Below are 24,277 nucleotides of genomic sequence, written 5' to 3'. Positions count from 1 at the left end.
AAAATTATGTGTTTATCATTATATAACAAATTTATAACTAAATAGTTAATTAGATGATATTTTTTATTAGTTAGAATTTTAAACTACATGCCTTTTTCGTAAGATAATGTAAAGTTTTATCGTCGATACAAAAAATGTCACGATAGCAGGACCAAGGATTATCCCCCAAAAGCCAAATGTCGTAATACCTGCTATCATCGCAAAAAAGATCAACATTTCGTTTATATTTGTAGCTTGCTTCACAAGCTTTGAGTTAATAAATTTTATAACAAGCGGTTTTACAAAATTATCCGCTAAAAACGATATAACAACACATGTGTAGATGCAAATGACTATCGCAGCTGTTGTGTTGCCTTGAGCAAATTCATAAAGGCTTATAGGTGCCCAAGCCAAAAGCCCACCAACAACAGGTATCAGTGAACAAAAGGCAAATAAAATCCCCATCAAAAACCCATCATATCCATATATCATCGTGATAAAAGCAAAGAGCATGCCTTGTATGATCATATTTGCTATAGTTGAGTAAAAGACCACACTCATTACATTTGCTACCTCTGAAAGGATAAATCCACTATCTTTGTTATCCATCGGCAGGGCTGTTTTTAAGAAATTTATAAGCTCTGGTCCATACAGTAGGACAAAGAAGAAAAATATCAAGATGATAACTATATCAGTTAAAAATTTTGCGCTCATTTTGCCTAAATTTGCAAGGTTTTGCGCTATGTTTTTAGCGATGTTACCGATGTCTATTTGTGAAAGTAGGCTTTTGATATTTGGCGCTAAAAAATCAAGCGAACTTGGTAGCGTAAAATCATAGTTTTTTATGTAATCAATAGTTGCGGTGACATTTTGCATATTAAAATTCGCAGCGTGGCTTGCAATGCTTATGACTGCATATAAGAATGGAGCGATAAAAAGCGTAAAAAGTGCAAATGTTGTGATGGCGGCTGAGATAGTGCGGTTTTTGTGTGTTAGTTCAAAAATTTTTATATGTATGTTTGAAGTTGCCACCGCCAAAAGAGCAGCGATAAAGATATTTAACAAAAATGGCTGAAATAGATAAAGTAGCAAAGCTAAGGCAAAAAAAACAAAGCCACCGATAAAGATTTTTGAGTTATTCATATTTTTCCTTTTTGGGTGTGATTATAGCAAAAATTTGTGACATTTTATTTTAAAAATATATATAAAATTTTATCTATTTTTAAGTAAATTTTAATGGAGGGGGTAGAATATGGTTACTATTTTATTTAAAAGGAGATTGAATGAAAAAATTAGTTCAAGCGATTGTATTTAGCTGCGGTGTTTTGCTTTTTGGTGGTTGTGCAAGCATTATGAATAACAATCCAGAGAGTTTTAATTTGGTTTCTGAGCCAAGTAGTGCAAAGGTGATTGTAAAGGATGTTAAGGCCGATACGATAGTTTTGCAAAATCATACACCATTTAGTATTACACTAGAGAAAAAGCACGGATTTTTCAGCGGCAAAGAGTATTTGGTGAATGTTAGCAAGGCTGGCTTTAAGGATGTAAGCTTCGCTATAAAGCCAAGTGTTAGCGGTTGGTATATTGGTGGAAATTTGATATTTGGCGGTCTTATTGGCTATTTGATAGTGGATCCTGCAACTGGTGCAATGTGGAATTTGGTACCAGAAAAACATGAGCAAGTAAGCACAGATAAACAGATTATTACCGTTAAACTTTTAAGCGATTTAAGTGAGAGCGAACAAGCAAAACTTAGAGTTAGCGAACCAATAATAAAATAAAATAGGGGGGGGGAAGAGTCTCCCCGTTTTTACTCATCAAACAGCGTTTTTTCACCGTCTATATTTATCTTAAACACCTCATAAGCCTTTACACTAGCTATCCTGCCGCGAGCTGTTCGTTCTATGTAGCCATTTGCGAGCAGATACGGTTCTAGCACATCCTCAATCGTCCCCTCATCCTCGCTCATAGCCGCTGCTATTGTGCTAAGTCCAAGCGGACGGCGTTTGGCTTCGAGTAAAATTTCAAGGTATTTTATATCCATCTCATCAAATCCAAGCGAATTTACTCCAAGTGCGTCAAGTGCCTCTTTGCTACGCTCGTGTGAGATGAAATTCTCGTCATTTATCTCGGCAAAATCGCGTATGCGTTTTAGTAAGCGAAGCGCGATCCTAGGCGTGCCACGAGAGCGTCTAGCCACTTCAAGAGCGGCGTTTTTATCGCACTCTTTGCCAAGCTTAGATGAGGCTATCGTTACTATGCGAGATAGCTCTGATGGCGTGTAAAACTGAAGTCTAAAGTCCATTCCAAAACGATCGCGAAGCGGTGCTGAGATCATGCCAGCACGAGTTGTTGCACCGATGAGGGTAAATTTTGGCAGATCTATTTTGATAGTTTGCGCGGCTGGGCCTGAGCCTATGATGATGTCAAGGCGAAAGTCCTCCATCGCAGGATAAAGCACCTCCTCGATGGCAGGACTAAGCCTATGTATCTCATCTATAAAAAGCACGTCACCCTCTTGTAAATTTGTTAAAATCGCAGCCAAATCCCCACTTTTTTCTATCATCGGAGCGGCAGTCATCTTGATAGCTACGCCCATTTCGTTTGAGATGATGTGAGCAAGTGTAGTTTTACCAAGTCCGGGAGGCCCGTAAAATAGCACGTGATCTAGGCACTCGCCCCTTTTTTTGGCAGCTTTTATGAAGACATTTAAGTTTTGTTTTATCTTTTCTTGACCGATGTAATCATCAAAATTTGCAGGCCTTAAAGAGGTCTCAAATTCGCTCTCAAAACTCACTTTTTCTATCTCGACTATCCTATCCATTTTTCCTACTTTTGAAATTTTCTTTTAATTTTACCAAATTTTTGCTACAATACAAGCCATTATTTTAAGGAAAGCAATTATGGGTATATTTAAAAATTTGGAAGTCGAGTACTCTTATGATATCGCAGAGGAGTTCTTATCGCATTTTTCGCTGATGTGCGATGTGATGGAGCCGCTCATAATTGACTTAAGGCGCCCTGAGAAATACGACACAAACATCAAAGAGCTTTTTAGGATTTTTCACAATATCAAGTCTGCTTCGGGCTTTATGCACACTGATCCGATACTAAAGCTTACTACGCTTGCGGAGGAGGTTTGTGAAGAGGCGAGAACGCTTAAAGGTCCTGCTAATGAGAAATTTGTTGATTGGTTGCTTTTGGTAAGTGATCAGTTTAACAAATACAGAGATGATCTTGACCAAGACGCTGGGTTTTTTAGTATCCTTGAGCCGTTGATTATTAATATTCCGACAAAGCTTGACTAAAATTTAAAAACGCTGTAAAATACGCTTTCTTAATTTATGGGGACGACTTGGCTTCGACAGGAGCAGAGTGGTCGTGGTGGCATGTCGCTTTGGACAAAGCGTAAAAAGTCCAAATTAAATTTAAACGCAAACAACGTTAAATTCGCTCCTGCTTACGCTAAAGTTGCGTAAGTTCAGTTGAGCCCTTTGTCCTTTGATACTATCTAAGAGGATGCAAAGGTTATTTAGATAGTGTAGTTTTGGGGTCTGACGAGCCTTAAAGCGAAGCCTAGTCTTAGTCTAAATTTTGGTTTTGGAAAGTGAGCCTTTTTAGATGAAAATTTCACTTTTGCTAAGCATGTAGAGGCTGCGGTTGTTTTGTTTTTGGACAGGGGTTCGATCCCCCTCGTCTCCACCATTTAAGCTATTATTAAGTTACTTTCAATTCCATTTACTTCCTATAAATGCCTATATATCGTGCTTTAATGCTACTATTAGTTCTATTCACTTCTTTTTGTAGCATAACTGTTTACAATCAATTAGGGCACTTTTAAATTTTAAGGAGATAAAATTCCAAATATAGCCTCACAAACACTTATAGATAAAGATCTTACATTTTTGCAATCAAAAGACAAGCGATATAAAAAAGCCGTGGGTAACCCAAAGGAGCTATATATCTATATTAACCCAAATGGCATAAAGAGTTTTTTTATAAAATATTATAACAAAATCCTAAAGCTAAAAGAGTTTAGGGATGGCATATATGGCGTAGTAGAAGCACGCAAAGAAGCAAATAAACTAATAAAAGAGCTTGAAAGTGGTAAGAATATGGATCAGATTAAAGGAGGGGATGAGAAATATATTTTTAAAAATTTATTCAGTGCTTATACTCTAAAGCTTCTTGCTAAGGGCGATACACAAGACTATGTTAAAAGAGCTTGCAGAACAAATGATAAATACTTCATGCCAAAGCTTGCCAATAAAGATGTCAAGGATATAAAATACAGTGAGCTATATGAAATTTGTAACTCTATCTTTAATCCAGACAACCCAACCAAAAGCAGACTTGAAACATTGCATAGATCGATCAAACACGTTGAAAATGCTTTGCAAATTGCTGTAAAAGATAGATATTTAGAGTATAACTAATATACCTTTTTCTAAATCTATATCTCGCCATTTTGCAGCTGCTGTGTTTGCTGGTCGGTTAGATGTTAAAATTTGCAGATACAGTGCGTTTTTGGTTTGAAAGTCCATTTTTACATCATTTTTTAAATCACTTAGAAATTCTTTTAATGTCTGCTCATCAGTAAGTGCTGGCATATTTGTGCTGATGTTATTTTTCTGTGCAAACTTTTTAGCTGTTAAAAACTCATCTGATAAGCCAAAACTTTGGATCTTTTGCTATATAATCATCTTTGATAGCTATGCTAAATATGGCGTGTAGATGCGTGATGATCTCGTGTATCGTGCGAAGTCTTGACTGAGCAGGGTTGTTTGGATTGAAAATTGGCACTAATATATCACGCAAAGTGCTATATTTTATGTCCTTTGCATCTATTTCGCCTATTTTTGGCAAGATATAATGGGCAAAATGCCCTTTGATTTTGTCTGTGTAACTAGGGTTTAAACCTTTTGAAATTTTGCCATCAAGATAGGTTTGAAACAAGCTTTTGAATTTATATTTGTTGCTTTTACCCTTGATAGTATCTAAATCTTTACCACTTGCAAGCTCTTTTAATATTTTTAAAGCATCTTTTCTAGCTTCGCTAACGCCGTAAATGCTATCTCTAAATTCATCAAGCTTATAAACCTTCTCATCAGCTAGTTTTAGAAAAAATGTTTTCATACTGCTAGGATATATCCAAAGATATAACTATTTTGGGTTACCAATTGCTATTTTCTTTCTAAGATTAGCAGGTTTTAGGTTTCTAATGTCTTTGTTTTGCAGATTTGCCTTTGATATGTTTGCCATAACTTCCCTTTGTTTCGATGTTTTGAGATGATTTTTTAAAGAAAAGCCCCTTAATTTAAAAAAGCCCCCTAGTTATACCCTTCTTAATTGAATTAAAAACATTATATAACAAATGACTTCAAATAAAACGCAATAGAAAGGTTTTAAGCTAAAAAGCCCTAAAAATGGTATTTAATAGAACTAAAAAGAAAGGATTGAAACTTAAAAAAGCTTAAATGGTGGTTAGAGGCAGAATCGAACTGCCGACACGCAGATTTTCAGTCTGCTGCTCTACCGACTGAGCTATCCAACCACCTAAAAAGAAGTGTGATTATACAACAGTAAATATAATTTTTTGCTTAAATTTAAAATATTTTGTAAATTTATCAAAGTTGTGCCACAAATTCCTTAAATTTATCACCTCGTTCGGCATAGCTTTTAAACTGATCCAAACTTGCACAGGCCGGGCTAAGAAGTGCTACTTCATCATTTTTAAGCGATTTTGAAATTTCATTTACGGCATTTTGTAAAATATCGCATTTAACGCACTTTATGCCAAATTTCTCACTTAAAGTAGCTAGTTTTTGAGCATTTGAGCCAATCGCATACACTCGCACATCAAGCCCTTCAAGGCTATCAAAAACCGGACTCATATCCACGCCCTTATCATCGCCACCCAAGATGAGATGAATGCTTTTATTTGCGTATCTTTTTATCGCCTGGATACTCGCGTCGATGTTTGTAGCCTTCGTGTCATTTACCCAAACTCGCCCAAATTTATCGCTAAACTCTTCAAGCTTATTTGGCTCGATAACAAAGCTATGTAAAGCGCCAACATCGCACTTATCTAGTAAAATTTTCTCCACCGCAAGAGCTAAAAGAGCGTCCATTAAAAACGGCGTTTTAAAAGCTATCTCGCTCTCATCTGCACCACAAAATTTAGCCAAATCCGCTTCATTTTCATAGCTTATCACACAGGCTTTTGTAGGCGTTTTTTCGTATGCTTTTGGTACGATAGCCACGCCGTTTTCGCTCATCATACCAAGTGGCTTTAGCTTTGCTTTTTCATACTCATTAAAATCGCCATGCCAGCTAAGATGATCTGGCGTGATAGGCAAAAGCACGTAAATATCAGGCTTTGCGGTGTTTGAGTAGTGCATAGTAAATGAGCTAGTTTCTAGTATCCAAATTTTTGCTTGTGGGTCAAGCTTGGCTAGTGGCGTGCCGACATTTCCACCCATTGCAGAGCCTTGTTTTTCAAGCAGATGCTGCATCATTTTTGTAGTCGTGGTCTTACCATTTGTGCCACTTATCCAGATACAAAAGGGTAAATTTTTAGCGTATTTTTCATAAAAATAGTCATATTCGCTTATCAAATTTTTAGCTTTTTTGATAAGCTCATGGCTTGGTGCGATGCCGGGCGTTGTAATCTCAAGCTTTGAGTTTTCTGCCTTAAACTCGCTTACTGGCAAAAGTGTGTTGCCAAACTCATCGGTAGAAATCTCGCTAAATTTATCATCATAAATGTCCCAGCCACCGCTTTTTGCGATGGCTTTTATCGTGCCGCCATAGCCAAATAAGCTTTTTTTCATAATTCATCCGTTTTTTGTAAATTTTAACTGCGATTTTAACATAAAATTCACAAAATGGATTTAAATTTTAAAACATTGTATTGTTGTTTTCGCTCTTTTCTGGTATGTCTTGGATGATGTCCCAGTGCTCTACTATCTTGCCATCTTTTACACGGAAAATATCCATCGCAGCCTGTCCGCGATCATCTTTATGTAGCTTGATATGGTTGTGGATATAGACTAGATCGCCATCTGCTGTGACGCGTTTTATCTCGGCGCTACTTTGTGGAAATTCTTTAAAAAAGCCAGTTAGTCCGTCCTTGATAGTCTGCTTTCCATCTTTATAAAATGGGTTGTGCTGGATGTAGTCATCAACGATGAGCTTATCTATCATTTCTAGCTTATGCTCGTTAAACAGCTTATTCCAAAACTCAGTCACGAGTGCTTTGTTTTGCTCTTGCAAGCTTTGTTGTGCAAAAAGGGGTGAAAGTGCCACCAACATTACCATGCTCATGAAAATTTTTTTCATACTCAGTCCTTTAAAATTTTTTGGTTGTAATATAAAAAATTACAACGAACCAAAGTATAGTAAAATTTTCTTACAATGTCAATATTTATCTTAGCTTTAACGCAATGAGTGCGACTAAATTTGCCAAAAGTGCGATGATCCAAAAGCGAATGATTATCTTATTTTCCGCCCAGCCTTTCATCTCAAAATGATGATGGATCGGCGCCATTAAAAATATACGCTTTTTGTTTCGGTATTTGTAGCTTGTGGTCTGAAGTATCACGCTAAGAGTTTCTACAACAAAGACAAAACCAACTAGTAGGAGTAAAAATTCATTTTTACTAACAATGCCCATATACCCTATGAAAGCACCTATACTAAGACTTCCACTATCTCCCATAAAAACTTGAGCAGGATAGCAGTTAAACCATAAAAACCCCATCAAAGAGCCAACAAGTGCCGCGGCGATGATAATCACTTCACCAAGCTGTAAAACTTTTGGCAAAAATAGATAGGAGCTAAAAACTGCGTGCCCACTAAGATAGGCAAAAACGCCCAAAGTAAGGAGTGAAAATATCGCTGGAACAGCAGCAAGTCCATCAAGTCCGTCTGTTAAGTTTACAGAATTTGAACTCGCTACAATAACTAAAATCCAAAAAAATATAGCAAAAAAGCCCAAATTTACAATGGGAAATTTATAAAACGGTAAGAAAATTTCCCCACCAAGTGAAGTGAAAAAATAAAGCGAAGCACACACGACTACTGAAAAAAGGCTAAGAAGTATCATTTTGGCTTTGGGGCTGAGTCCTGCGTGGTTTTTTTTGCCTACTATCTTTGAGTAATCATCCAAAAGCCCGATAAAACAAAACAGCACAAGCGTTAAAATTCCTATCAAAACATAGCCATTATCAAGCTTTGCACAAAGAATGCTTGAGATCACGGCTGTCATGACAAATACAACGCCACCCATTGTGGGTGTTTTGCCCTTTTGTTGGTGAGTTTGCGGAGCTAGTTCATAGATTGGTTGATTGGCGTTTTTTGCCTTTGCCCAGCGTATAAATTTTGGCATAAGATAAATTGTAAGTGAAAACGCAATAAAAAACGCAAAGCCAGCACGAACGGTAATGTATTGAAAAAGATTAAGCCCAAAATACGAAAACAAATTTTTGCCCTTTATTTTTAAAAAGGCTAATTTTAGTATAATGCTACTAAAAAAATGATAAATTTGGAGCAAAAATGGCACAAAAAACCATACTTGTGATAACTGATGGCATAGGACACAACGAAAGTGAAAATTTCAACGCATTTGCCGCAGCTAAAAAGCCAACTTATGAGTGGCTGATTAAAAACACGCCAAATACTTTGATAAAGACTTCTGGACTTGCCGTGGGTTTGCCAGATGGACAAATGGGCAACTCAGAAGTAGGACATATGAGTATCGGAAGTGGGCGAGTTTTATATCAAAATTTGGTAAAAATTGACTTAGCTTTTCAAAATGGCGACTTTAAAACCGATGAAAATTTATGCAAAATGTTTAAAACTTGTAAGAGTATTCACATCATCGGGCTTTACTCAGACGGCGGAGTGCATTCGCACCTTGACCACTTTCACGCTATGTATGATTTAGCCCTGCAAAATGGCTGTGACGCACACGCTCACATCATCACAGATGGTCGCGATGTATCGCCAAAATCAGCCTTTGAGTTTGTAAAATCAGCCGAGCAAAAGATGAAAATTTCAACCATTTGCGGTCGCTTTTATGCTATGGATAGGGATAATCGCTTTGAGAGAGTAAAAGCGGCGTATGACGCGTATTTTGGGGTGTTAGAGCCACTTAGCAAAAAGCCAAGCGAGTACATAAACTCACGCTATGAAAATGATGAGCTTGATGAGTTTATAGAGCCTGCTTGTTTTGGTGATTTTAAGGGCATTGGCAAAGATGATGGCGTGATATTTATAAATTTTAGAAATGATCGTATGCGTGAGCTTGTGAGTGCGTTTGGGGGTGAGAGTTTTAGCGAGTTTGAGCGAAAATTTGTAGTTAAAAATCTAATCACTATGACAGAGTATGACGCGAAATTTACCTATCCAGTTTTAATCCCAAAAGAAAATTTGCAAAACACCCTTGCAAATGTCATCGCAAAGGCTGGTAAAACGCAGTTTCACACCGCAGAAACCGAAAAATACGCCCACGTGACATTTTTCTTTAACGGCGGAGTTGAGGAGGCGGAGCTAAACGAAACCCATATCCTAGTGCCAAGCCCAAAGGTAAAAACCTACGATGAAAAGCCACAAATGAGTGCTTATGAGGTGTGCGAGGCTGTGTTAAAGGCGATGGAGGCGGGATATGACTTTATCGTGGTAAATTTTGCAAACGGCGATATGGTAGGGCATACGGGCGATTTTGACGCGGCGGTTAGTGCGGTTGAGGCAGTTGATGAGTGCCTTGGCAAAATCATAAACAAAGCAAAAGAGAAAAACTACGCATATATCCAAACTAGCGATCACGGCAACTGCGAGGCTATGCGTGATGAGAGCGGTGAAATGCTGACAAATCACACGACTTTTGATGTGTATTGTTTCGTGATGGCTGATGGCGTGAGTGAGCTAAAAAGTGGCATGGGGCTTAGCAACATCGCAGCAAGCGTGCTAAAGTGCATGGGACTTGAAAAACCAAGCGAGATGAACGAAGCGATATTTTAAAACTAAACTAATAAAGGAGAAAAGATGAAAGATACAGCACTTGTAATAATAGACATACAAAATGACTATTTTCAAGGCGGCAAATCCGAGCTTTACGAGCCGATAAAGGCAGCACAAAATGCAAAAGCTTTGCTTGAAAAATTTAGACAGCTAGATGCGCCGATTTTTCATGTTCAGCATATTTTTGAGGGCGAAAATGCTCCATTTTTCGCACCAAATACAAACGGCGTGCAAATACATGAGCTATTAACGCCAAAAGATGGCGAATTTGTAGTTATAAAGCATTTTCCAGACGCATTTTTAAACACTGAACTAGGATATGAGCTAGAACGCTTAGATATTAAAAATCTCGTAATTTGCGGCATGATGAGTCACATGTGTATAGATACTAGCGTGCGTTCAGCCGTTGCAAAGGGCTTTAGCGTGAGTCTGGCTCATGATGCTTGCACCACAAAAGAGCTTGAGTTTAACGGCACAAAGATAGACGCAAATACCGCTCACATAGCATTTATGGCTGCGATGAATGGAATTTTTGCGGATGTAAAAACAACCGATGAAATTTTAAAAAATTTGTAAAATTAACCTAAAATTTGTTAAATTTATATGTTTAAAAAATAAAATACAAAGGAAAAAGATGAAAAGGTATTTAAAATTTAGTTTAGCTGTTGCCTTGGCTGGAGTTTTTGCTGGTTGTGCCGAGGTTTCAAATGCTCTAAATAGTATTAACAAAGTTACTAGCGGTGCAGTGCTTGCAACAGAGATAGAGCCAAATGTGATATGTAAGGAGTGGAAAGAAAATGAAGCAAGAGCGGTTCAAAACTACAATGAAAAAATGATAAAATTTAAAGCCAAACTAACCAACATATCATCTCATACACTGCTTGGCAACACCGCTTCATTTAAGTCAAATAGTGCAGATATCACCTATGTGCCAGGATCTGCAAGTGCCGATAATATCGCAACTCTAAGCAAAGGCAAAAACTACATAGTTACCGGCAAAATCACAAGCATATCATACAGCCTTGATCCAAAATCAAAATGTAATATCGGACTAAGAGGCGTTTCAATAGAGAAAAATTAATAAAAGGATAAAAAATGAAATTTTCAGGAAAAAATGTTTTAATCACAGGTGCTAGCCGTGGCATAGGTGCTCAAATAGCTAAAATTTTAGCTCAAATGGGTCTAAAAGTATGGATAAATTACCGCTCAAAACCAGAGATAGCAGACGCTTTGATGAGCGAGATCGTAGCTGCTGGCGGACAGGCTGCGGTTGTGAAATTTGATGTAACAGATGAAGATGAGTTCATAAAGGCTATAAATTTGATAGTTGAATGCGATGGTGAGCTTAGTTACCTTGTAAATAACGCAGGCATTACTAATGACAAACTAGCACTCCGCATGAAAACAGATGAATTTACGGGCGTGATAGATGCAAACTTAACAAGTGCGTTTATAGGATGTAGAGAGGCGTTAAAAGTGATGAGTAAAAAACGCTTTGGTTCAGTTGTAAATATCGCCTCAATCGTTGGCGAGATGGGAAATGCTGGACAGGTAAATTACTCTGCGAGCAAGGGGGGAATGATAGCGATGAGCAAGAGCTTTGCCAAAGAGGGAGCTAGTAGAAATGTGCGTTTTAACGCTATAACTCCGGGATTTATAGAAACTGAAATGACAGCTGTTTTAAGCGATGAAGTGCGTGCAAGTTATGAGCAAAATATACCGTTAAAACGCATGGGAAGTGCCGAAGAGGTAGCTTATGGCGTGGCATTTTTGCTGAGCGATTATGCGACTTACACGACTGGTGAGGTGCTTAAAATAAACGGCGGACTTTATATGTAGGGCTAATTTAAGCTTAAATATTATAAAATAGTGGCGATTTTTTATAAGGAGAACAAAAATGGCAATATTTGATGATGTAAGAGATGTGGTTGTAGAGCAACTTAGCGTTGAACCAGATGCTGTAAAGCTTGAATCAAAAATCATAGAGGACTTGGGTGCTGATAGTCTTGATGTGGTTGAGCTTGTTATGGCACTTGAGGAAAAATTTGGCATAGAGATCCCAGATGGTGAAGCTGAAAAGCTTATAAGTATCTCTGATGTAGTAACTTATGTAGAAAAAATAGGCAAGTAATCTCAAAATTTACTTACTTTACTTAAAACTAAGGAGAAGCATTGAAACGAGTTGTAGTAACAGGCATCGGCATGATCAACGCGCTTGGGCTTGATAAAGAGAGCTCATTTAAGGCTATTTGTGAGGGGAAAAGTGGCGTAAAACGCATAACATCATTTGATGTAACAGACTTTCCTGTTCAAATAGCAGCTGAGATAACAGACTTTGATCCAAACACAATTATGGATGGCAAGGAAGTTAAAAAGGTCGATCGTTTTATACAGCTTGGTATCAAGGCTTCACAAGAGGCTATCGAAGATGCAAATTTAACAGACTTTGACGCCGATATGTTTGGCGTAAGCTCAGCTGCTGGAATAGGTGGCTTGCCAAATATAGAAAAAAATTCACAAATATTAATGGAAAAAGGCGTTAAGAGAATTTCGCCATTTTTCATTCCATCTGCGCTTGTTAATATGCTTGGCGGTATAGTTTCGATAAACCACGGACTTAAGGGTCCAAATTTATCAAGCGTAACAGCCTGTGCAGCAGGAACTCACGCCATATCACAAGGTGCTAAATGTATAATGCTAGGACAAGCCGAGAAAATGCTTGTTGTTGGTGCTGAGGCTACGATATGCGGTGTTGGCGTCGGCGGTTTTGCTGCGATGAAGGCACTTTCTACAAGAAATGACGATCCGCAGCATGCTTCAAGACCATTTGATGGCGAAAGAGATGGTTTTGTGATGGGAGAGGGAGCAGGAGCACTTGTTCTTGAGGAGTATGAGAGTGCAAAAGCTAGAGGGGCAAAAATTTACGCTGAGATAGTTGGATTTGGCGAAAGTGGCGATGCTCATCATATAACAGCGCCTACCCTTGAAGGTCCAGTAAGTGCAATGAAACAAGCTCTTAAAATGGCTGGCGATATCAAGATAGACTATGTAAATGCGCATGGTACTTCAACTCCGACAAATGATAAGAATGAAACTGCTGCATTAAAAGAAATTTTTGGTAGCAACACCCCACCGGTAAGCTCTACCAAGGGTCAAACTGGCCACTGCTTAGGTGGTGCAGGTGCGATAGAAGCTGTTATCTCGTTGATGGCTATGCGCGATAGTATCATACCTCCTACTATAAATCAGTTTACAGCCGACCCTGAGTGCGATCTTGACTATGTTCCAAATGTTGCTAGAAGGGCAGAATTAAATGCCATAATGAGCAACTCTTTTGGCTTTGGTGGAACAAACGGATCGGTTATTTTCAAAAAGGTTAAGTAATGTCAAGCTATCTAGACTTTGAAAAGAGTATCAAGCAAATAGACGATGATATTGCAAGTGCAAAAATCAAAGGCGACGAGCACGCGGTTGAAATTTTAAATAAGAATCTTGAAAAAGAGGTAAATAAGGTCTATAAAAACCTAAATGAATACCAAAGACTTCAGCTGGCGCGTCATCCTGACAGACCTTACTCTATTGACTATGTTAAGCTTTTGCTTAATGATTACTATGAAATTCACGGCGATAGAGCATATCGTGATGATCCTGCCATAGTTTGCTTTATCGGATATTTGGCTGGCAAGAAAGTTGTTGTTATCGGCGAGCAAAAGGGCAGGGGAACAAAAAATAAATTAAAACGCAACTTTGGTATGCCACATCCTGAGGGTTATCGAAAGGCACTTAGAGTTGCAAAAATGGCTGAAAAATTTAACTTACCTATACTATTTCTGATAGACACTCCAGGTGCATATCCTGGTGTAGGAGCAGAAGAGAGAGGGCAAAGTGAAGCAATAGCTAGAAATTTATTTGAATTTGCAAATCTCAAAACACCAACCATAGCTGTTGTGATAGGCGAAGGCGGAAGTGGTGGTGCTTTGGCCATAGGTGTGGCTGATCGCTTGGCGATGATGAAAAATTCAGTTTTTTCTGTTATTTCGCCTGAGGGCTGTGCCGCGATACTTTGGAATGACCCAAGTAAACAAGAGCAGGCTACAAAAGTGATGAAGATAACTGCTGATGACCTTAAGTCTTTAAATCTTATAGATGATGTCATAGCTGAGCCTGTAAATGGAGCTCACCGCGATAAAAATAGCGCAGCAAAGGCACTTGGTGAGTACTTTGTAAATGAGCTTGAAAAGCTTGAAAAGCTTGAGATAGATGAGCTTGTATCAACTCGGCTAGATAAAATTTTAAGTATCGGAGTTTATGAAGAGAACAAATAAACCTTTTATTTTAAAATTTTAAAACTTTTTAAAATAAAGACTTTTTATTTGAAACCTTTTTTATAAAATTTATCCGCTTAATTAATATTTTGCTAATTATAAAGTACTTAAGATATCACTATGTATCTAACTAAAATATTCTAAAACTGCTATAAAAAGCCAAAAAGGCTTAAAAATTTTTCTTTCATAAGTCTATATATTTACAAAATTTAAGCTATAATATTACTACATTTTTATAAGGAGCTAACATGGCAAAAGACGCAGAGCTAGTGAATTTCTCAGAAGATCATGAGTTAAACAACATCCTTAAAAAGCATGGCAAGTCTCAAAGTGCTGATAATCGCAAGGTTTTAGTAGAACTTGGCAAAGAGGCAAAGGCTGCTCTTGGCGGCAAGCGTGTTTTGACACAAGATGAGTTTGGCGAGTTTTTAAAGGATAAGTTAGGCAAACTAGCTTAAATATATAGCTCTTGGTGGTTTTGCCAAGAGCTTATGATAGATTGTAATTAAATTTTTGCTTTTACTATCTCATTTTTTTCATTTACCATTACTACTTTTGGTTTATGCTTTTTAGCTTTTTTTTCGCTCATAGTCGTGTATGCAACGATTATTACGATATCGCCAGTGCAAACCTTGCGAGCAGCTGCGCCATTAAGACAGATCTGCCCTTTTGAGCCCTTTATGACATAAGTACTAAAGCGCTCTCCATTATTTACATTTAAAATTTCAACCTTTTGCCACTCACAAAGTCCAGCGGCTTCTATCAGTTTTTCATCTATACTGATAGAGCCCACATAGTTAAGGTTTGCGTCTGTTACTGTTGCGCGGTGGATTTTACCAGCTAGCACTTCTATTTTCATTTTTTATCCTTTAAAATTTCATTTACAATTTCAGCATCACTAAAATGGTGTTTTACACTCTTAATCTCTTGATAATCCTCATCACCTTTGCCAAGTATTACTAAAGCTTCGTTTTCTTGTAGATTTTCAAGCCCTATCTTTATGGCTTTTGCTCTGTCGGCTTCACGCAAAACCGAGTTATCCAGCTTCATACCAGTGCAAATTTCATCGATAATAGCCTCTGGCTCTTCACTGCGTGGGTTATCGCTTGTTACAATGGCTAAGCGAGCATAATGCTGTGCGATAGCACCCATTTTTGGGCGTTTTGTTCGGTCTCTATCGCCACCAGCACCAAAGACAACAACTAGCTTTTTATGGCGTAAAGCTTGCAAAATTTTCTCCATACCATCAGGAGTGTGAGCAAAATCTACAATAACAAGGGGGTTTCTTGAGACAACCTGCATGCGTCCTTCTACGCCTTTAAATGTCTTAAGGGCAGCAACTATTTTATCATCGCTTGCTACATTTAATCTCCAAAGTGCTGCAAATGCGGCTAGTAAATTTTGTAAGTTAAACTCGCCTTGAAGACTCGAATGCAAATTTACAGCTGTGCCGTTTGGCATTTTTATGTCAGCCATTATGCCACTATCTAAGCTAAAGCTATTTGGCGAAAAGTCAGCGTTATGAAGCGAGTAAGTGGTCGCATTTATAGGGTTAAATTTTACAAATTTATCATCTATGTTAATTATCTTTATACTCTCATCGGCTAAAAAGCTGTTTTTAACACGAGCGTATTCATCCATTGTTCCGTGATAGTCTAAATGATCTTGACTGAGATTTGTAAAAATTTTCAGCGCAAACTCTAGCCCATCAATACGGTTTTGTGCAATGGCATGCGAACTTACTTCCATTACCAAAAACTCACATTTGGCTTTTGTAGCCGCTACTAAATATCCAAGCGTGCCAAGAACGGGAGCAGTTGTGAGCGACTTTACATCTATGCGCTCATCACCGATAAATGCCCCACGAGTACCAGCCAAAGCTGTTTTATGACCAAGTGCATTTAGGGCGTGGGCTATGAGTGTTGCGGTTGTCGTTTTGCCATTTGTGCCAGTTATGCCTATGATGCGCAAATTTTGGTCTATACCCAGCAAGACTTTGGCTTGTTGTGCGTCAACAACCTCTGCCCCTTTGCGTTTTGCGTCATCTGCAAAGCGCTCATTTGCATTAGTTTTTAAAAAGTAACAACCGCTTTCGCACTCTGTGGAGTTGTCTGTTATAAAATTTTTATCTATGTAAATTTTCATCGTTTTTTCTCTTTTTTACTTCAGCAAAAAGTTCATCTATACGCTCATCGGCACCAAACATCACCGCTGCGCTCTCTAGGTAGTTTATGCTCATTTCCAAAAAGTCATTTTTTATAAGATCTCGAACGAACTCCAAAAAGTCATCCTTGTTCGAGATCATGACGCGAGTAGAAAACATGATATTTTCAAATGTTTTTTTAAAGCCATTTTGATTGCTTAAACGCTTAAAGTCATCATACATTATGGCATCTTGTTCTTCAAGCTCATCATCTGACTCGATACTTTTGCTTTCAAGCACTTCAAGTATCTCGTTTAGGCTGTTGTCTTCATTGCGAGCGTCTTTGCTAAATGAGTATTCAAAGAGCATTCTTGCCTCGTCCGGACTCTCTTTGGCAAGGCTACAAAGCATGATGAAAAAGAGTAAATTTTCGCTTTTTTCTTGCTCATAAGCAAGCGAAAAATATGTCGCAGCTTCATCAAATTTAGCTCGTTTAAAGCTTTTAAGCCCTAATTTTTTATAATTTGTCAATGTCAAAGTCCTCGCCTAGCGGTATATTTATAATTTCAAGCTCAGGGTGTATATCTATGCGAAGTTGTCGCTCTATGCCGTATTTTAGTGTCGTGCCACTAGCGGCGCAACCATGGCAGTGCCCGACCAGCCTAACATAAATTTTGCCATTTTTTATACCCAAAAGTTCCATATCTCCACCATCATTTTGTAGCATAGGGCGAACCTTATTAAGCGTTATCTGCACGGGTTTTAGCAGCTCTTCATCACTAAATGGTATCATCTTTCTCTCCAATTTTTACATTTATTATACAACTAAAATTTAAATTTTCACTCAACTAACTCACGGATTAACAGTTGCGGTGTTACAAGCCCGCGAAATGAGTTTTTTGAGATTGAAAATGTTATATCGATATTTTCTCCCACGCGAACATGGCGTGTGAAGTTAAAAAATAGTGCTTCAAGTGTTTTGCCATCTTTTTCTAAAATGAGCTTTAGATGGTTTTGCTCTTTGCCTATCACTCTTTCATTTTTGACTGTTGCTTGGCTTAGTTGAAATATTGGCCGAGGGTTTTTTTGTCCGTAAGGCTCAAAAAACTCCAAAATTTCAAGTAGCTCAAAATCAATCTCATTGGCACTTATATCGCCTAAAAGCTCATCAGAACGGCAAAATTTATGCATATCCATCAAAAAACATGAGCCATTTATAGCCTCTTTAAATTTTTGCAAATTCTCAGACTCACAAACAAGACCCGCTGCACCCTTATGACCACCGTAGCTGCTTAAAAGTGATGAGTGTTGGGCTATAAGCGAAAGTATGTCAAGCTTTCCAACGCTTCTTGCGCTGCCTTTTGCGCGCCCTTTATCGATACTAAAGACGATCGCTGGCTTTTTAAAGTGTTTTGCTAAACGGCTTGCAACTATGCCTATAACGCCCTCATGCCAGTTTTCGCCCCATGTAACGATGATATTTTCATCATTTTCTACATCTTTTAATGAGCTTTCAAAAAGTGCTCGCTCTTCCTCCTTGCGCGAGTTATTAAAATCTACAATCATATCAAGATAATCATTTGCCTCTTTTAAATTTTTGGTGTGTAAAAAGTTAAATGAATTAATCGCATCGTCCATCCTGCCAGCCGAGTTTATAAGAGGGGCGATGAGAAAACTAATGTCATCACACTCAAATTTATCCTTACCGTAGTACTCTTTTATAGCCCTAAATGCTACACGCTTTGAGCTATTTATACGCGAAATTCCAAGCCTTACAAGAAGACGGTTCATGTCGCGAAGCTCCATCATATCAGCGATAATAGCAATGGCAAGCAAATCTAAAAAATTTGCCATATCATACTCAATGCCAAGCACCTCTTTAAGTGCACCAACAACATACCATGCTACCTGCGCACCGCAAATTTCGATATTTGGAAACTCACAATCATCTTGTTTTGGGTTGATAATAGCGTAGGCTTTTGGAAGCTCTGGTGGTGGCATGTGATGATCTGTGATGATCAGATCTATCCCGCGTTCAGAGCAAATTTGTGCCGCTTCATGCGCGCTAATACCATTATCAACGGTTATTATCAAGCTTACATCGCCAAGCTCATCAATGATCTCAGGGTTTAGCCCGTAGCCATCTTTGAAGCGGTTTGGTATGCGAACTTGATAGTTTTTTACCCCTATATCATCAAAAAATTCAGCCATTATCGCACTCGAGATAACACCGTCCACATCATAATCCCCAACGATACCGATGTGTCCGTTATTTTTTATTGCCTCTTTTATGCGATTTGCACCCTTATATATGTCTTTTAGGGCGCTTGGTTTAGGAATTTCTGAAAGCTTTTTATGAATATCTTTTTCAAATCTAAGCTCAAGTAAATTCCTGATATTTTCCTTACTTAGCATTGTCCAAGCTTGCGCCGACAAAACCAAGTATAGTTGGGTTTGGTCTTGTTAGGCGGCTTGTAAATTCAGGGTGAAACTGCACTCCGATGAAAAATTTATGCTCTTTTAGTTCAGCAACTTCTATAAGCCCGTTACTTGTGCCACTTATTTGCAGTCCCGCCTTTTCAAATGCTGTTTTATACTGAGGATTTGCCTCAAAGCGGTGGCGATGACGCTCGATGATATGCTTTTGATTGCCATAAATTTTAGCTAAAAGCGAACCAGCCTTGACATCACATGAGTATGAGCCAAGTCTCATAGTCCCACCAAGTGGGCTTTTATGCGTGCGTATCTGCTCTTTTCCGTGAGCATCAATAAAGCTATCGATGAGATAGATTATGCTATTTTTACACTCTTTGTTAAATTCAACGGAATTTGCGTCCTCCAGTTTTAAAACATTGCGAGCAAATTCTATGAGAGCAAGCTGCATACCAAGACATATCCCAAGATACGGGATATTGTTTTCGCGGGCAAATTTGATTGCTAAAATTTTGCCATTTACCCCACGCTCACCAAAGCCCCCAGCCACAAGGACGCCATCAACATCTTTAAGTAGCTCATTGACATTTTCATCTTCTATCTTTTCACTATCTATCCACTTTAAATTTACCTTTGCATCAAGTGTGGCTCCAGCGTGTATGATACTTTCGGTGAGGCTTTTATAGCTCTCTTTTAGATCCACATATTTGCCAACAAAGGCTATGGTGGTTTCGTTTGTTGGGGCTATGATGCGTTTTACTAGGCTATCCCAGTTTTGCATGTTTGGTTTTAGCTCCCCAAGTCCTAAAAATTCTGAAATAGGCGTCAAAATATCTTGCTTTAAAAATGAAAGCGGTATTTGATATATGCTTTGACAGTCTTGACTCTCAATAACACAGTTTCGTTCAACTCCGCAACTAAAAGCAATCTTATCTTTTAGCTCACGACTTAGCGCCATCTCTGCACGACAAACGATCATGTCTGGCGTTATGCCTATGCGGCGCAATTCACCAACACTGTGTTGTGTCGGCTTGGTCTTTAGTTCACCAGCTACCTTTATATATGGGACTAGGGTTAGGTGGATATTCATCGCATTTTTGCGACCAACCTCACTTTTTAGAGCACGGATAGCCTCTAAAAATGGCAATCCTTCGATGTCTCCCACTGTGCCACCTATCTCGACAATCAAAATTTCCTTGCCCTCGCCAGCCTTTTTAATGCGCTCAACTATCTCGCCCACGATATGAGGGATAACTTGTATCGTTTTGCCTAGATAGTCACCTCTACGCTCTTTTTCTATAACAGAGCTATAAACTCTGCCTGTTGTAAAGTTGTTATCTTGGCTTAAATTTTCATCCAAGAAGCGCTCGTAATGTCCTAGGTCAAGATCGGTTTCTGCTCCATCATCAGTAACAAAAACTTCGCCATGCTCTAATGGGCTCATCGTGCCTGGGTCGACATTTATGTATGGGTCAGCTTTTAAGATGCTTACTTTTAAGCCAGAGTGCTTTAAAAGTGTTGCTATAGAGGCTGCTGCGATACCCTTGCCAAGAGAGCTTAAAACACCACCTGTTACAAATATGTATTTTGTCTGTTTGCTCATATCTTTCCTTTTTTATTTTTTTAATGCTTTATTATATCTTTTTTAAATTTAGTATGGGATTAAAAGGTGAAGTATGGGGGACAAAATCAATTTTTACAAGTAAAATTTAAAGCTGAGAATTTGTATGTAAAAAAGTAAAATATCAAAAAAGTGTAATATTCTAGAGAGCGTATGCTCTCTAGAATGTATAAATTATTCGCTAACTAGCTCTATATAAGCCATCTCGGCAGCATCACCACGGCGAATTCTAGTTTTAGTGATACGAGTGTATCCGCCATTTCTTGTAGCATATTTTGGTGCTACTTCTGTAACTAGTTTGTTTGTGCTCTCTTTATCTTGAAGACTTGCAAAAACTGCTCTATGAGCGTTAAAGTCGCCTTTTCTAGCTCTTGTGATAAGTTTTTCAACATAGCTTCTAAGCTCTTTTGCCTTTGGTAGAGTTGTCTCGATCTTGCCGCTTTTTATGATCGCAATTGCTAAATTTTTAAGCAATGCAGAGCGATGAGATGAGGTGCGACCAAGTTTTCTATATCCGTGTTTATGTCTCATTACCTGTCCTTATTATTCTTTCATTTGTGACTTTAGCTCAGCTATTTTCTTTTTGAGCTGTTCTTTGCTATCTTTTAGCAAATCTGTGCCAACGGGATAGCCGATCTCTTCCATAACGGCTTTAATCTCATCAAGAGATTTTTTACCTAAATTTTTAAGATCTTTTAGTTCGTTTTCATCCATTAAAGCGAGCTCGCCTATAAAGCGAATCTCAGCTTTGTCGATACAGTTAAAGCTTCTTGCACTTAAATTTAGCTCCTCAACCCTAGAGAAAAGCTTTGCATGCTCACCACTTAAATTTGAACTTGGAAGGGGAGCATTAACATCTATATCAAGTACGCCTTTAAAGACTGACATTTGCTGATACATTGCTTCAAGGCTATTTTTAAATGCTTCTATAGGACCAACCTGTCCGTCTGTTGTTATAGTAAAGACTATCTTTTCAAAGTCTGGATTATCTTCAACTAAGACATTTTCGATCTCATAAACAGCTTTTTTAACTGGCGTAAAGAAAGCATCAAGTGCAATATAGCCGTCCTCTATGCTATCTCTTAAATCCTCACTTGAAACATATCCAATACCTTTTTGCATAATAAGACTAAACTCAAGCTTAGCATCTTCGTTTATCGTCGCAAGATATGCATCAGGATTAACAATCTCTACGATATCGTTGCAAAGATCAGCACCAGTAATCTCTTTTGGTCCTTTAAAACTATACTCTATAACCTCACGCTCGCTATCATTTTTTAACTTAAAGCGTAAATTTTTTAAGTTAATAATAAAAAGCGCTACATCTTCAAGCATACCACGCATGCTATCAAATTCATGACTAACGCCTTTTATCTTTACACCAGTCGGTGCAAAACCAACTGTGCTTGAGTAAAGCAGACGGCGAAGTGGGTGCGCAAGAGTTACTGCATATCCAGTTTCAAACGGATACGCAGTAATCTTAGCAACATTTTCACTAACACTCTCAACCTTAATCTCAGTAGGCATATAAGCTGATGTAGTAATCTTTCTCATCATTATATCCTTTATTATTTTGAGTAAAGCTCGACTATGAATCTTTCCTCGATTGGAATGATAACCTCTTCTCTTTCAGGGTTTCTTGTGAAAATTCCATATTTTTTATCTTTTTCAACATCAACCCAGCTAACTATACCAGTTTGTGCCGTTAAATCAACTGCACGAACTATCTGTGGGTTTGATTTTGATTTTTCAGCAACTTCTATCTTTTGTCCTGGCTCAACTCTGTAAGATGGGATATCTACTTTCTTGCCATTTACAAGAATGTGTCCGTGAGTTACTAGCTGGCGAGCAAAACGACGAGTTGTTGCAAAGCCCATTCTATAAACTACATTATCAAGTCTTTGTTCTAAAAGTTGAATCAAAAGCGCACCAGTGTTGCCTTCTCGGCGTGCTGCTTCTTGGAATAGGCGGCGAAATTGCTTTTCACTCACACCATACATAAATTTTGCTTTTTGCTTCTCACGAAGCTGTAAGCCATATTCACTTATCTTTGCTCTTCTTTGTCCGTGTTGTCCTGGGGCATATGGACGCTTATCTAGTGCGCTCTTGCCCGCAAGTCTTCTCTCGCCTTTAAGGGCAAGAGAAACGCCAAGGCGTCTTTCTAACTTCTCAACAGGTCCTGTGTATCTAGCCATAATAATTCTCCTATTTATTCTCTATTATTAGACGCGGCGGCGTTTTGGTGGTCTACAACCATTGTGTGCAAGTGGAGTTACATCTTTAAGGAAAGTTACCTTAATACCCTCAACTGCTCCTACGCTCTTAACCGCAGTTTCACGGCCACTTCCTGGACCTTGAACCTTGATACCGACCTCTTTTATGCCGTGCTCTTTTGCTTTGCTTAGCGCATCTTCAACTGCTTGCTGTGCTGCATATGGAGTTGATTTTTTGCTACCTTTAAAGCCAAGACCACCAGCGCTGCTCCAAGCTATAGCGTTACCCATCTCATCAGTTACAGTAATCATAGTGTTGTTAAATGTAGCACTGATATGAACGATACCTTTTGCTATACTTTTTCTTACGACTTTTTTCTTAACGATTTTTCTTTTTGCCATTGTCTATCCTTAACTACTTAGTCGCTGCGCCGACAGTTTTACGCTTACCCTTGCGAGTTCTAGCGTTTGTCTTAGTCTTTTGACCACGAACTGGAAGCCCTTTTCTGTGGCGAAGACCACGGTAACTACCAAGATCCATAAGTGCCTTGATGTCCATAGCAACTTGCTTTCTAAGATCACCCTCAACGATGTGGTGCTCTTGAATTTCTTTACGGATAGCCGCAGCCTCATCTTCACTTAGCTCATGAACGCGCTTGTCATAAGAAATTTTAACTGCGTCAAGAATTTGACGAGATTTGTGAAGTCCTATGCCGTAGATATATGTTAAGCCATACTCTACTCTCTTTTTGTTTGGTAAATCTACACCTGCTATACGTGCCATCGCTTATCCTTGTCTTTGCTTATGTTTTGGATTTTCGCAGATAACGCGTACGATACCGCTACGTTTGACAATTTTGCACTTGTCACACATCTTCTTTACAGAAGGACGAACTTTCATTGTGTCTCCTAAAAATTTATTCCACTTTTTAGCAAACTGCACACAGGTTTGACGAGTTATCAAACCAACTATTTTCAAAACAAGTGGTGGCTTTGAAAATAATTCTTCATACAGCTTTGTTGCAAAGTGTGGATTATACTGAAAAATTTATTATGTATAGCTTAAAACTTTTTCTGTGTTATATTTATGGGCAAAAAAACGCAGAAATGGCATCGGATAAGTGGATTAGAATTTAAGTAAAAACTAAAACACATTCTTGAGACTAAAATCTAAAACTCAACTTGGGCAAGCCAGAAAATACTGACTATTTATAACGATAAGTTATGCGACCTTTGTCAAGACTATAAGGTGTTAGCTCAACTTTTACGCGGTCTCCTGGCATGATTTTTATATAGTGCATTCTCATCTTGCCTGCGATGTGACAGAGTATCACATGTTTATTGTCTAGTTCGACCTTAAAAGTTGCGTTAGGAAGGGCCTCGACCACATTTCCATCAATCTCTATTACATCATCTTTTGCCATAAATTCCTCTAAATTCTAAAAATTTTTAAACTTTGGATTATACATAAAATAGCTTTAAGCAAAGTTTAAATTTTAATTTCATATAAAATTTTAATCTTTTTTTGTTATAATTTGCT

General features: G+C 38.2%; 31 protein-coding genes, 1 tRNA gene and 1 other RNA gene. 12 read left to right on the top strand and 21 right to left on the bottom strand.

The genetic code is table 11. The annotated features are described in order from the left end of the window. Positions 1 to 78: 78 nt before the first annotated feature. Entirely contained in the window at positions 79 to 1,122 is a 1,044-nt protein-coding gene (locus LQV35_RS05325; protein WP_230056840.1) for an AI-2E family transporter, read from the bottom strand. Between the two features lie 140 nt (positions 1,123 to 1,262). On the opposite strand from LQV35_RS05325, the gene LQV35_RS05320 reads away from it, so the two are divergent. Then, entirely contained in the window at positions 1,263 to 1,760 is a 498-nt protein-coding gene (locus LQV35_RS05320; protein WP_230056839.1) for a hypothetical protein, read from the top strand. A 29-nt stretch (positions 1,761 to 1,789) separates the two neighbouring features. Here the strand turns inward: LQV35_RS05320 and ruvB are convergent, their stop codons facing one another. Next, the gene (gene ruvB / locus LQV35_RS05315; protein ID WP_230056838.1) at positions 1,790 to 2,803 is read right to left on the bottom strand and encodes a Holliday junction branch migration DNA helicase RuvB; all 1,014 of its coding nucleotides are present in this window, start codon (positions 2,801 to 2,803) and stop codon (positions 1,790 to 1,792) included. A gap of 79 nt (positions 2,804 to 2,882) precedes the next feature. Here ruvB and LQV35_RS05310 point away from each other — a divergent pair, with 79 nt between their 5' ends. The 3 genes from LQV35_RS05310 (at position 2,883) to LQV35_RS05300 (ending at position 4,415) form a co-directional block, all read left to right on the top strand. After that, a complete protein-coding gene (locus tag LQV35_RS05310) occupies positions 2,883 to 3,287 on the top strand; it encodes a phosphorelay protein (RefSeq protein ID WP_230056837.1) in 405 nt (134 codons plus the stop codon). Between the two features lie 38 nt (positions 3,288 to 3,325). Further along, positions 3,326 to 3,684: a transfer-messenger RNA gene (gene ssrA / locus LQV35_RS05305) on the top strand. Positions 3,685 to 3,884: 200 nt separating this feature from the next. Further along, positions 3,885 to 4,415, top strand: coding sequence for an Arm DNA-binding domain-containing protein (locus tag LQV35_RS05300; RefSeq protein ID WP_230056836.1), 531 nt, complete (start codon positions 3,885 to 3,887; stop codon positions 4,413 to 4,415). Here LQV35_RS05300 and LQV35_RS05295 read toward each other — a convergent pair. From LQV35_RS05295 to mraY, 6 genes are all read right to left on the bottom strand, one after another. Beyond that, a complete protein-coding gene (locus tag LQV35_RS05295) occupies positions 4,401 to 4,589 on the bottom strand; it encodes a hypothetical protein (protein WP_230056835.1) in 189 nt (62 codons plus the stop codon). The genes LQV35_RS05300 and LQV35_RS05295 overlap by 15 nt on opposite strands. Before the next feature lie 49 nt (positions 4,590 to 4,638). Then, positions 4,639 to 5,115 (bottom strand): phage integrase central domain-containing protein, encoded by a 477-nt coding sequence (locus LQV35_RS05290; RefSeq protein WP_230056834.1) that lies wholly within the window; start codon positions 5,113 to 5,115, stop codon positions 4,639 to 4,641. Positions 5,116 to 5,457: 342 nt separating this feature from the next. After that, positions 5,458 to 5,533 (bottom strand) — tRNA-Phe (locus tag LQV35_RS05285). Positions 5,534 to 5,606: 73 nt separating this feature from the next. Continuing rightward, a complete protein-coding gene (murD, locus tag LQV35_RS05280) occupies positions 5,607 to 6,812 on the bottom strand; it encodes a UDP-N-acetylmuramoyl-L-alanine--D-glutamate ligase (protein ID WP_230056833.1) in 1,206 nt (401 codons plus the stop codon). Between the two features lie 67 nt (positions 6,813 to 6,879). After that, positions 6,880 to 7,320 carry a nuclear transport factor 2 family protein gene (locus tag LQV35_RS05275; RefSeq protein WP_230056832.1) on the bottom strand — a complete coding sequence of 147 codons (441 nt, stop codon included), beginning with the start codon at positions 7,318 to 7,320 and terminating at the stop codon, positions 6,880 to 6,882. Positions 7,321 to 7,405: 85 nt separating this feature from the next. After that, positions 7,406 to 8,461: a phospho-N-acetylmuramoyl-pentapeptide-transferase gene (mraY, locus tag LQV35_RS05270; protein ID WP_230056831.1), complete on the bottom strand. Its 1,056-nt coding sequence runs from the start codon at positions 8,459 to 8,461 to the stop codon at positions 7,406 to 7,408. Positions 8,462 to 8,535: 74 nt separating this feature from the next. Here mraY and gpmI point away from each other — a divergent pair, with 74 nt between their 5' ends. The 8 genes from gpmI (at position 8,536) to LQV35_RS05230 (ending at position 14,785) form a co-directional block, all read left to right on the top strand. After that, positions 8,536 to 10,002, top strand: coding sequence for a 2,3-bisphosphoglycerate-independent phosphoglycerate mutase (gene gpmI / locus LQV35_RS05265; protein WP_230056830.1), 1,467 nt, complete (start codon positions 8,536 to 8,538; stop codon positions 10,000 to 10,002). A 24-nt stretch (positions 10,003 to 10,026) separates the two neighbouring features. Continuing rightward, the gene (locus LQV35_RS05260; protein ID WP_230056829.1) at positions 10,027 to 10,578 is read left to right on the top strand and encodes a cysteine hydrolase family protein; all 552 of its coding nucleotides are present in this window, start codon (positions 10,027 to 10,029) and stop codon (positions 10,576 to 10,578) included. Positions 10,579 to 10,636: 58 nt separating this feature from the next. After that, positions 10,637 to 11,083, top strand: a complete 447-nt coding sequence (locus tag LQV35_RS05255) for a hypothetical protein (RefSeq protein ID WP_230056828.1) — start codon at positions 10,637 to 10,639, stop codon at positions 11,081 to 11,083. Positions 11,084 to 11,097: 14 nt separating this feature from the next. Further along, positions 11,098 to 11,841, top strand: a complete 744-nt coding sequence (gene fabG / locus LQV35_RS05250) for a 3-oxoacyl-ACP reductase FabG (protein ID WP_230056827.1) — start codon at positions 11,098 to 11,100, stop codon at positions 11,839 to 11,841. A gap of 58 nt (positions 11,842 to 11,899) precedes the next feature. Beyond that, positions 11,900 to 12,133 carry an acyl carrier protein gene (gene acpP, locus LQV35_RS05245; protein ID WP_230056826.1) on the top strand — a complete coding sequence of 78 codons (234 nt, stop codon included), beginning with the start codon at positions 11,900 to 11,902 and terminating at the stop codon, positions 12,131 to 12,133. A gap of 41 nt (positions 12,134 to 12,174) precedes the next feature. Next, on the top strand, positions 12,175 to 13,386 hold the full coding sequence (locus tag LQV35_RS05240; protein WP_230056825.1) for a beta-ketoacyl-ACP synthase II: 1,212 nt from the start codon (positions 12,175 to 12,177) through the stop codon (positions 13,384 to 13,386). Then, positions 13,386 to 14,327 carry an acetyl-CoA carboxylase carboxyl transferase subunit alpha gene (gene accA, locus LQV35_RS05235; RefSeq protein WP_230056824.1) on the top strand — a complete coding sequence of 314 codons (942 nt, stop codon included), beginning with the start codon at positions 13,386 to 13,388 and terminating at the stop codon, positions 14,325 to 14,327. Before LQV35_RS05240 ends, accA begins: the two co-directional genes overlap by 1 nt. A gap of 248 nt (positions 14,328 to 14,575) precedes the next feature. Then, complete coding sequence (locus LQV35_RS05230; protein ID WP_230056823.1) at positions 14,576 to 14,785, top strand: hypothetical protein; 210 nt, start codon at positions 14,576 to 14,578, stop codon at positions 14,783 to 14,785. A 47-nt stretch (positions 14,786 to 14,832) separates the two neighbouring features. On the opposite strand, the gene panD is transcribed toward LQV35_RS05230, so the two are convergent. The 13 genes from panD to infA all read right to left on the bottom strand — a co-directional run bounded on the left by panD (position 14,833) and on the right by infA (position 24,161). After that, entirely contained in the window at positions 14,833 to 15,186 is a 354-nt protein-coding gene (panD, locus tag LQV35_RS05225) for an aspartate 1-decarboxylase (protein WP_230056822.1), read from the bottom strand. Continuing rightward, positions 15,183 to 16,472: a UDP-N-acetylmuramoyl-L-alanyl-D-glutamate--2,6-diaminopimelate ligase gene (locus tag LQV35_RS05220; protein ID WP_230056821.1), complete on the bottom strand. Its 1,290-nt coding sequence runs from the start codon at positions 16,470 to 16,472 to the stop codon at positions 15,183 to 15,185. The genes panD and LQV35_RS05220 overlap by 4 nt, the downstream gene beginning before the upstream one ends. Next, positions 16,453 to 17,007, bottom strand: coding sequence for a histidine kinase (locus tag LQV35_RS05215; protein ID WP_230056820.1), 555 nt, complete (start codon positions 17,005 to 17,007; stop codon positions 16,453 to 16,455). Before LQV35_RS05215 ends, LQV35_RS05220 begins: the two co-directional genes overlap by 20 nt. Further along, a complete protein-coding gene (locus LQV35_RS05210) occupies positions 16,988 to 17,263 on the bottom strand; it encodes a NifU family protein (RefSeq protein WP_230056819.1) in 276 nt (91 codons plus the stop codon). Before LQV35_RS05210 ends, LQV35_RS05215 begins: the two co-directional genes overlap by 20 nt. Positions 17,264 to 17,310: 47 nt before the next feature. Beyond that, entirely contained in the window at positions 17,311 to 18,885 is a 1,575-nt protein-coding gene (gene recJ / locus LQV35_RS05205) for a single-stranded-DNA-specific exonuclease RecJ (RefSeq protein ID WP_230056818.1), read from the bottom strand. Beyond that, a complete protein-coding gene (locus LQV35_RS05200; protein WP_230056817.1) occupies positions 18,875 to 20,506 on the bottom strand; it encodes a CTP synthase in 1,632 nt (543 codons plus the stop codon). The genes recJ and LQV35_RS05200 overlap by 11 nt, the downstream gene beginning before the upstream one ends. Positions 20,507 to 20,698: 192 nt before the next feature. After that, a complete protein-coding gene (gene rplQ, locus LQV35_RS05195) occupies positions 20,699 to 21,055 on the bottom strand; it encodes a 50S ribosomal protein L17 (protein ID WP_230056816.1) in 357 nt (118 codons plus the stop codon). 12 nt (positions 21,056 to 21,067) lie between these two features. Then, positions 21,068 to 22,078 carry a DNA-directed RNA polymerase subunit alpha gene (locus LQV35_RS05190; RefSeq protein WP_230056815.1) on the bottom strand — a complete coding sequence of 337 codons (1,011 nt, stop codon included), beginning with the start codon at positions 22,076 to 22,078 and terminating at the stop codon, positions 21,068 to 21,070. Between the two features lie 14 nt (positions 22,079 to 22,092). Beyond that, positions 22,093 to 22,719 carry a 30S ribosomal protein S4 gene (gene rpsD, locus LQV35_RS05185; RefSeq protein ID WP_230056814.1) on the bottom strand — a complete coding sequence of 209 codons (627 nt, stop codon included), beginning with the start codon at positions 22,717 to 22,719 and terminating at the stop codon, positions 22,093 to 22,095. Positions 22,720 to 22,746: 27 nt separating this feature from the next. Then, complete coding sequence (gene rpsK, locus LQV35_RS05180; protein WP_230056813.1) at positions 22,747 to 23,139, bottom strand: 30S ribosomal protein S11; 393 nt, start codon at positions 23,137 to 23,139, stop codon at positions 22,747 to 22,749. 13 nt (positions 23,140 to 23,152) lie between these two features. Continuing rightward, positions 23,153 to 23,521, bottom strand: coding sequence for a 30S ribosomal protein S13 (gene rpsM / locus LQV35_RS05175; RefSeq protein ID WP_230056812.1), 369 nt, complete (start codon positions 23,519 to 23,521; stop codon positions 23,153 to 23,155). A gap of 3 nt (positions 23,522 to 23,524) precedes the next feature. Beyond that, complete coding sequence (gene rpmJ, locus LQV35_RS05170) at positions 23,525 to 23,638, bottom strand: 50S ribosomal protein L36 (protein WP_169938237.1); 114 nt, start codon at positions 23,636 to 23,638, stop codon at positions 23,525 to 23,527. Positions 23,639 to 23,942: 304 nt separating this feature from the next. Further along, a complete protein-coding gene (gene infA / locus LQV35_RS05165; RefSeq protein WP_009649712.1) occupies positions 23,943 to 24,161 on the bottom strand; it encodes a translation initiation factor IF-1 in 219 nt (72 codons plus the stop codon). Positions 24,162 to 24,277 lie beyond the last annotated feature (116 nt).

The sequence above is a fragment of the Campylobacter suis genome, from assembly GCF_905120475.1.
GTDB classification, from domain to species: Bacteria; Campylobacterota; Campylobacteria; order Campylobacterales; family Campylobacteraceae; genus Campylobacter_A; species Campylobacter_A suis.
The sequence above is the reverse complement of the archived record's forward strand: the minus strand, read 5'-3'. Positions and strand labels throughout refer to the sequence as shown.

Coding starts and splice junctions, on each gene's coding strand:
- LQV35_RS05275 (WP_230056832.1), bottom strand. CDS start 7,320: ATGAAAAAAATTTTCATGAGCATGGTAATGTTGGTGGCACTTTCACCC.
- LQV35_RS05255 (WP_230056828.1), top strand. CDS start 10,637: ATGAAAAGGTATTTAAAATTTAGTTTAGCTGTTGCCTTGGCTGGAGTT.
- rplQ (WP_230056816.1), bottom strand. CDS start 21,055: ATGAGACATAAACACGGATATAGAAAACTTGGTCGCACCTCATCTCAT.
- LQV35_RS05295 (WP_230056835.1), bottom strand. CDS start 4,589: ATGCCAGCACTTACTGATGAGCAGACATTAAAAGAATTTCTAAGTGAT.
- LQV35_RS05260 (WP_230056829.1), top strand. CDS start 10,027: ATGAAAGATACAGCACTTGTAATAATAGACATACAAAATGACTATTTT.
- rpsK (WP_230056813.1), bottom strand. CDS start 23,139: ATGGCAAAAAGAAAAATCGTTAAGAAAAAAGTCGTAAGAAAAAGTATA.
- ruvB (WP_230056838.1), bottom strand. CDS start 2,803: ATGGATAGGATAGTCGAGATAGAAAAAGTGAGTTTTGAGAGCGAATTT.
- gpmI (WP_230056830.1), top strand. CDS start 8,536: ATGGCACAAAAAACCATACTTGTGATAACTGATGGCATAGGACACAAC.
- LQV35_RS05230 (WP_230056823.1), top strand. CDS start 14,576: ATGGCAAAAGACGCAGAGCTAGTGAATTTCTCAGAAGATCATGAGTTA.
- infA (WP_009649712.1), bottom strand. CDS start 24,161: ATGGCAAAAGATGATGTAATAGAGATTGATGGAAATGTGGTCGAGGCC.
- LQV35_RS05220 (WP_230056821.1), bottom strand. CDS start 16,472: ATGAAAATTTACATAGATAAAAATTTTATAACAGACAACTCCACAGAG.
- fabG (WP_230056827.1), top strand. CDS start 11,098: ATGAAATTTTCAGGAAAAAATGTTTTAATCACAGGTGCTAGCCGTGGC.
- rpmJ (WP_169938237.1), bottom strand. CDS start 23,638: ATGAAAGTTCGTCCTTCTGTAAAGAAGATGTGTGACAAGTGCAAAATT.
- acpP (WP_230056826.1), top strand. CDS start 11,900: ATGGCAATATTTGATGATGTAAGAGATGTGGTTGTAGAGCAACTTAGC.
- panD (WP_230056822.1), bottom strand. CDS start 15,186: ATGAAAATAGAAGTGCTAGCTGGTAAAATCCACCGCGCAACAGTAACA.
- LQV35_RS05210 (WP_230056819.1), bottom strand. CDS start 17,263: ATGATACCATTTAGTGATGAAGAGCTGCTAAAACCCGTGCAGATAACG.
- rpsM (WP_230056812.1), bottom strand. CDS start 23,521: ATGGCACGTATAGCAGGTGTAGATTTACCAAACAAAAAGAGAGTAGAG.
- LQV35_RS05200 (WP_230056817.1), bottom strand. CDS start 20,506: ATGAGCAAACAGACAAAATACATATTTGTAACAGGTGGTGTTTTAAGC.
- LQV35_RS05320 (WP_230056839.1), top strand. CDS start 1,263: ATGAAAAAATTAGTTCAAGCGATTGTATTTAGCTGCGGTGTTTTGCTT.
- LQV35_RS05190 (WP_230056815.1), bottom strand. CDS start 22,078: ATGAGAAAGATTACTACATCAGCTTATATGCCTACTGAGATTAAGGTT.
- murD (WP_230056833.1), bottom strand. CDS start 6,812: ATGAAAAAAAGCTTATTTGGCTATGGCGGCACGATAAAAGCCATCGCA.
- LQV35_RS05290 (WP_230056834.1), bottom strand. CDS start 5,115: ATGAAAACATTTTTTCTAAAACTAGCTGATGAGAAGGTTTATAAGCTT.
- recJ (WP_230056818.1), bottom strand. CDS start 18,885: ATGCTAAGTAAGGAAAATATCAGGAATTTACTTGAGCTTAGATTTGAA.
- accA (WP_230056824.1), top strand. CDS start 13,386: ATGTCAAGCTATCTAGACTTTGAAAAGAGTATCAAGCAAATAGACGAT.
- LQV35_RS05310 (WP_230056837.1), top strand. CDS start 2,883: ATGGGTATATTTAAAAATTTGGAAGTCGAGTACTCTTATGATATCGCA.
- LQV35_RS05325 (WP_230056840.1), bottom strand. CDS start 1,122: ATGAATAACTCAAAAATCTTTATCGGTGGCTTTGTTTTTTTTGCCTTA.
- rpsD (WP_230056814.1), bottom strand. CDS start 22,719: ATGGCTAGATACACAGGACCTGTTGAGAAGTTAGAAAGACGCCTTGGC.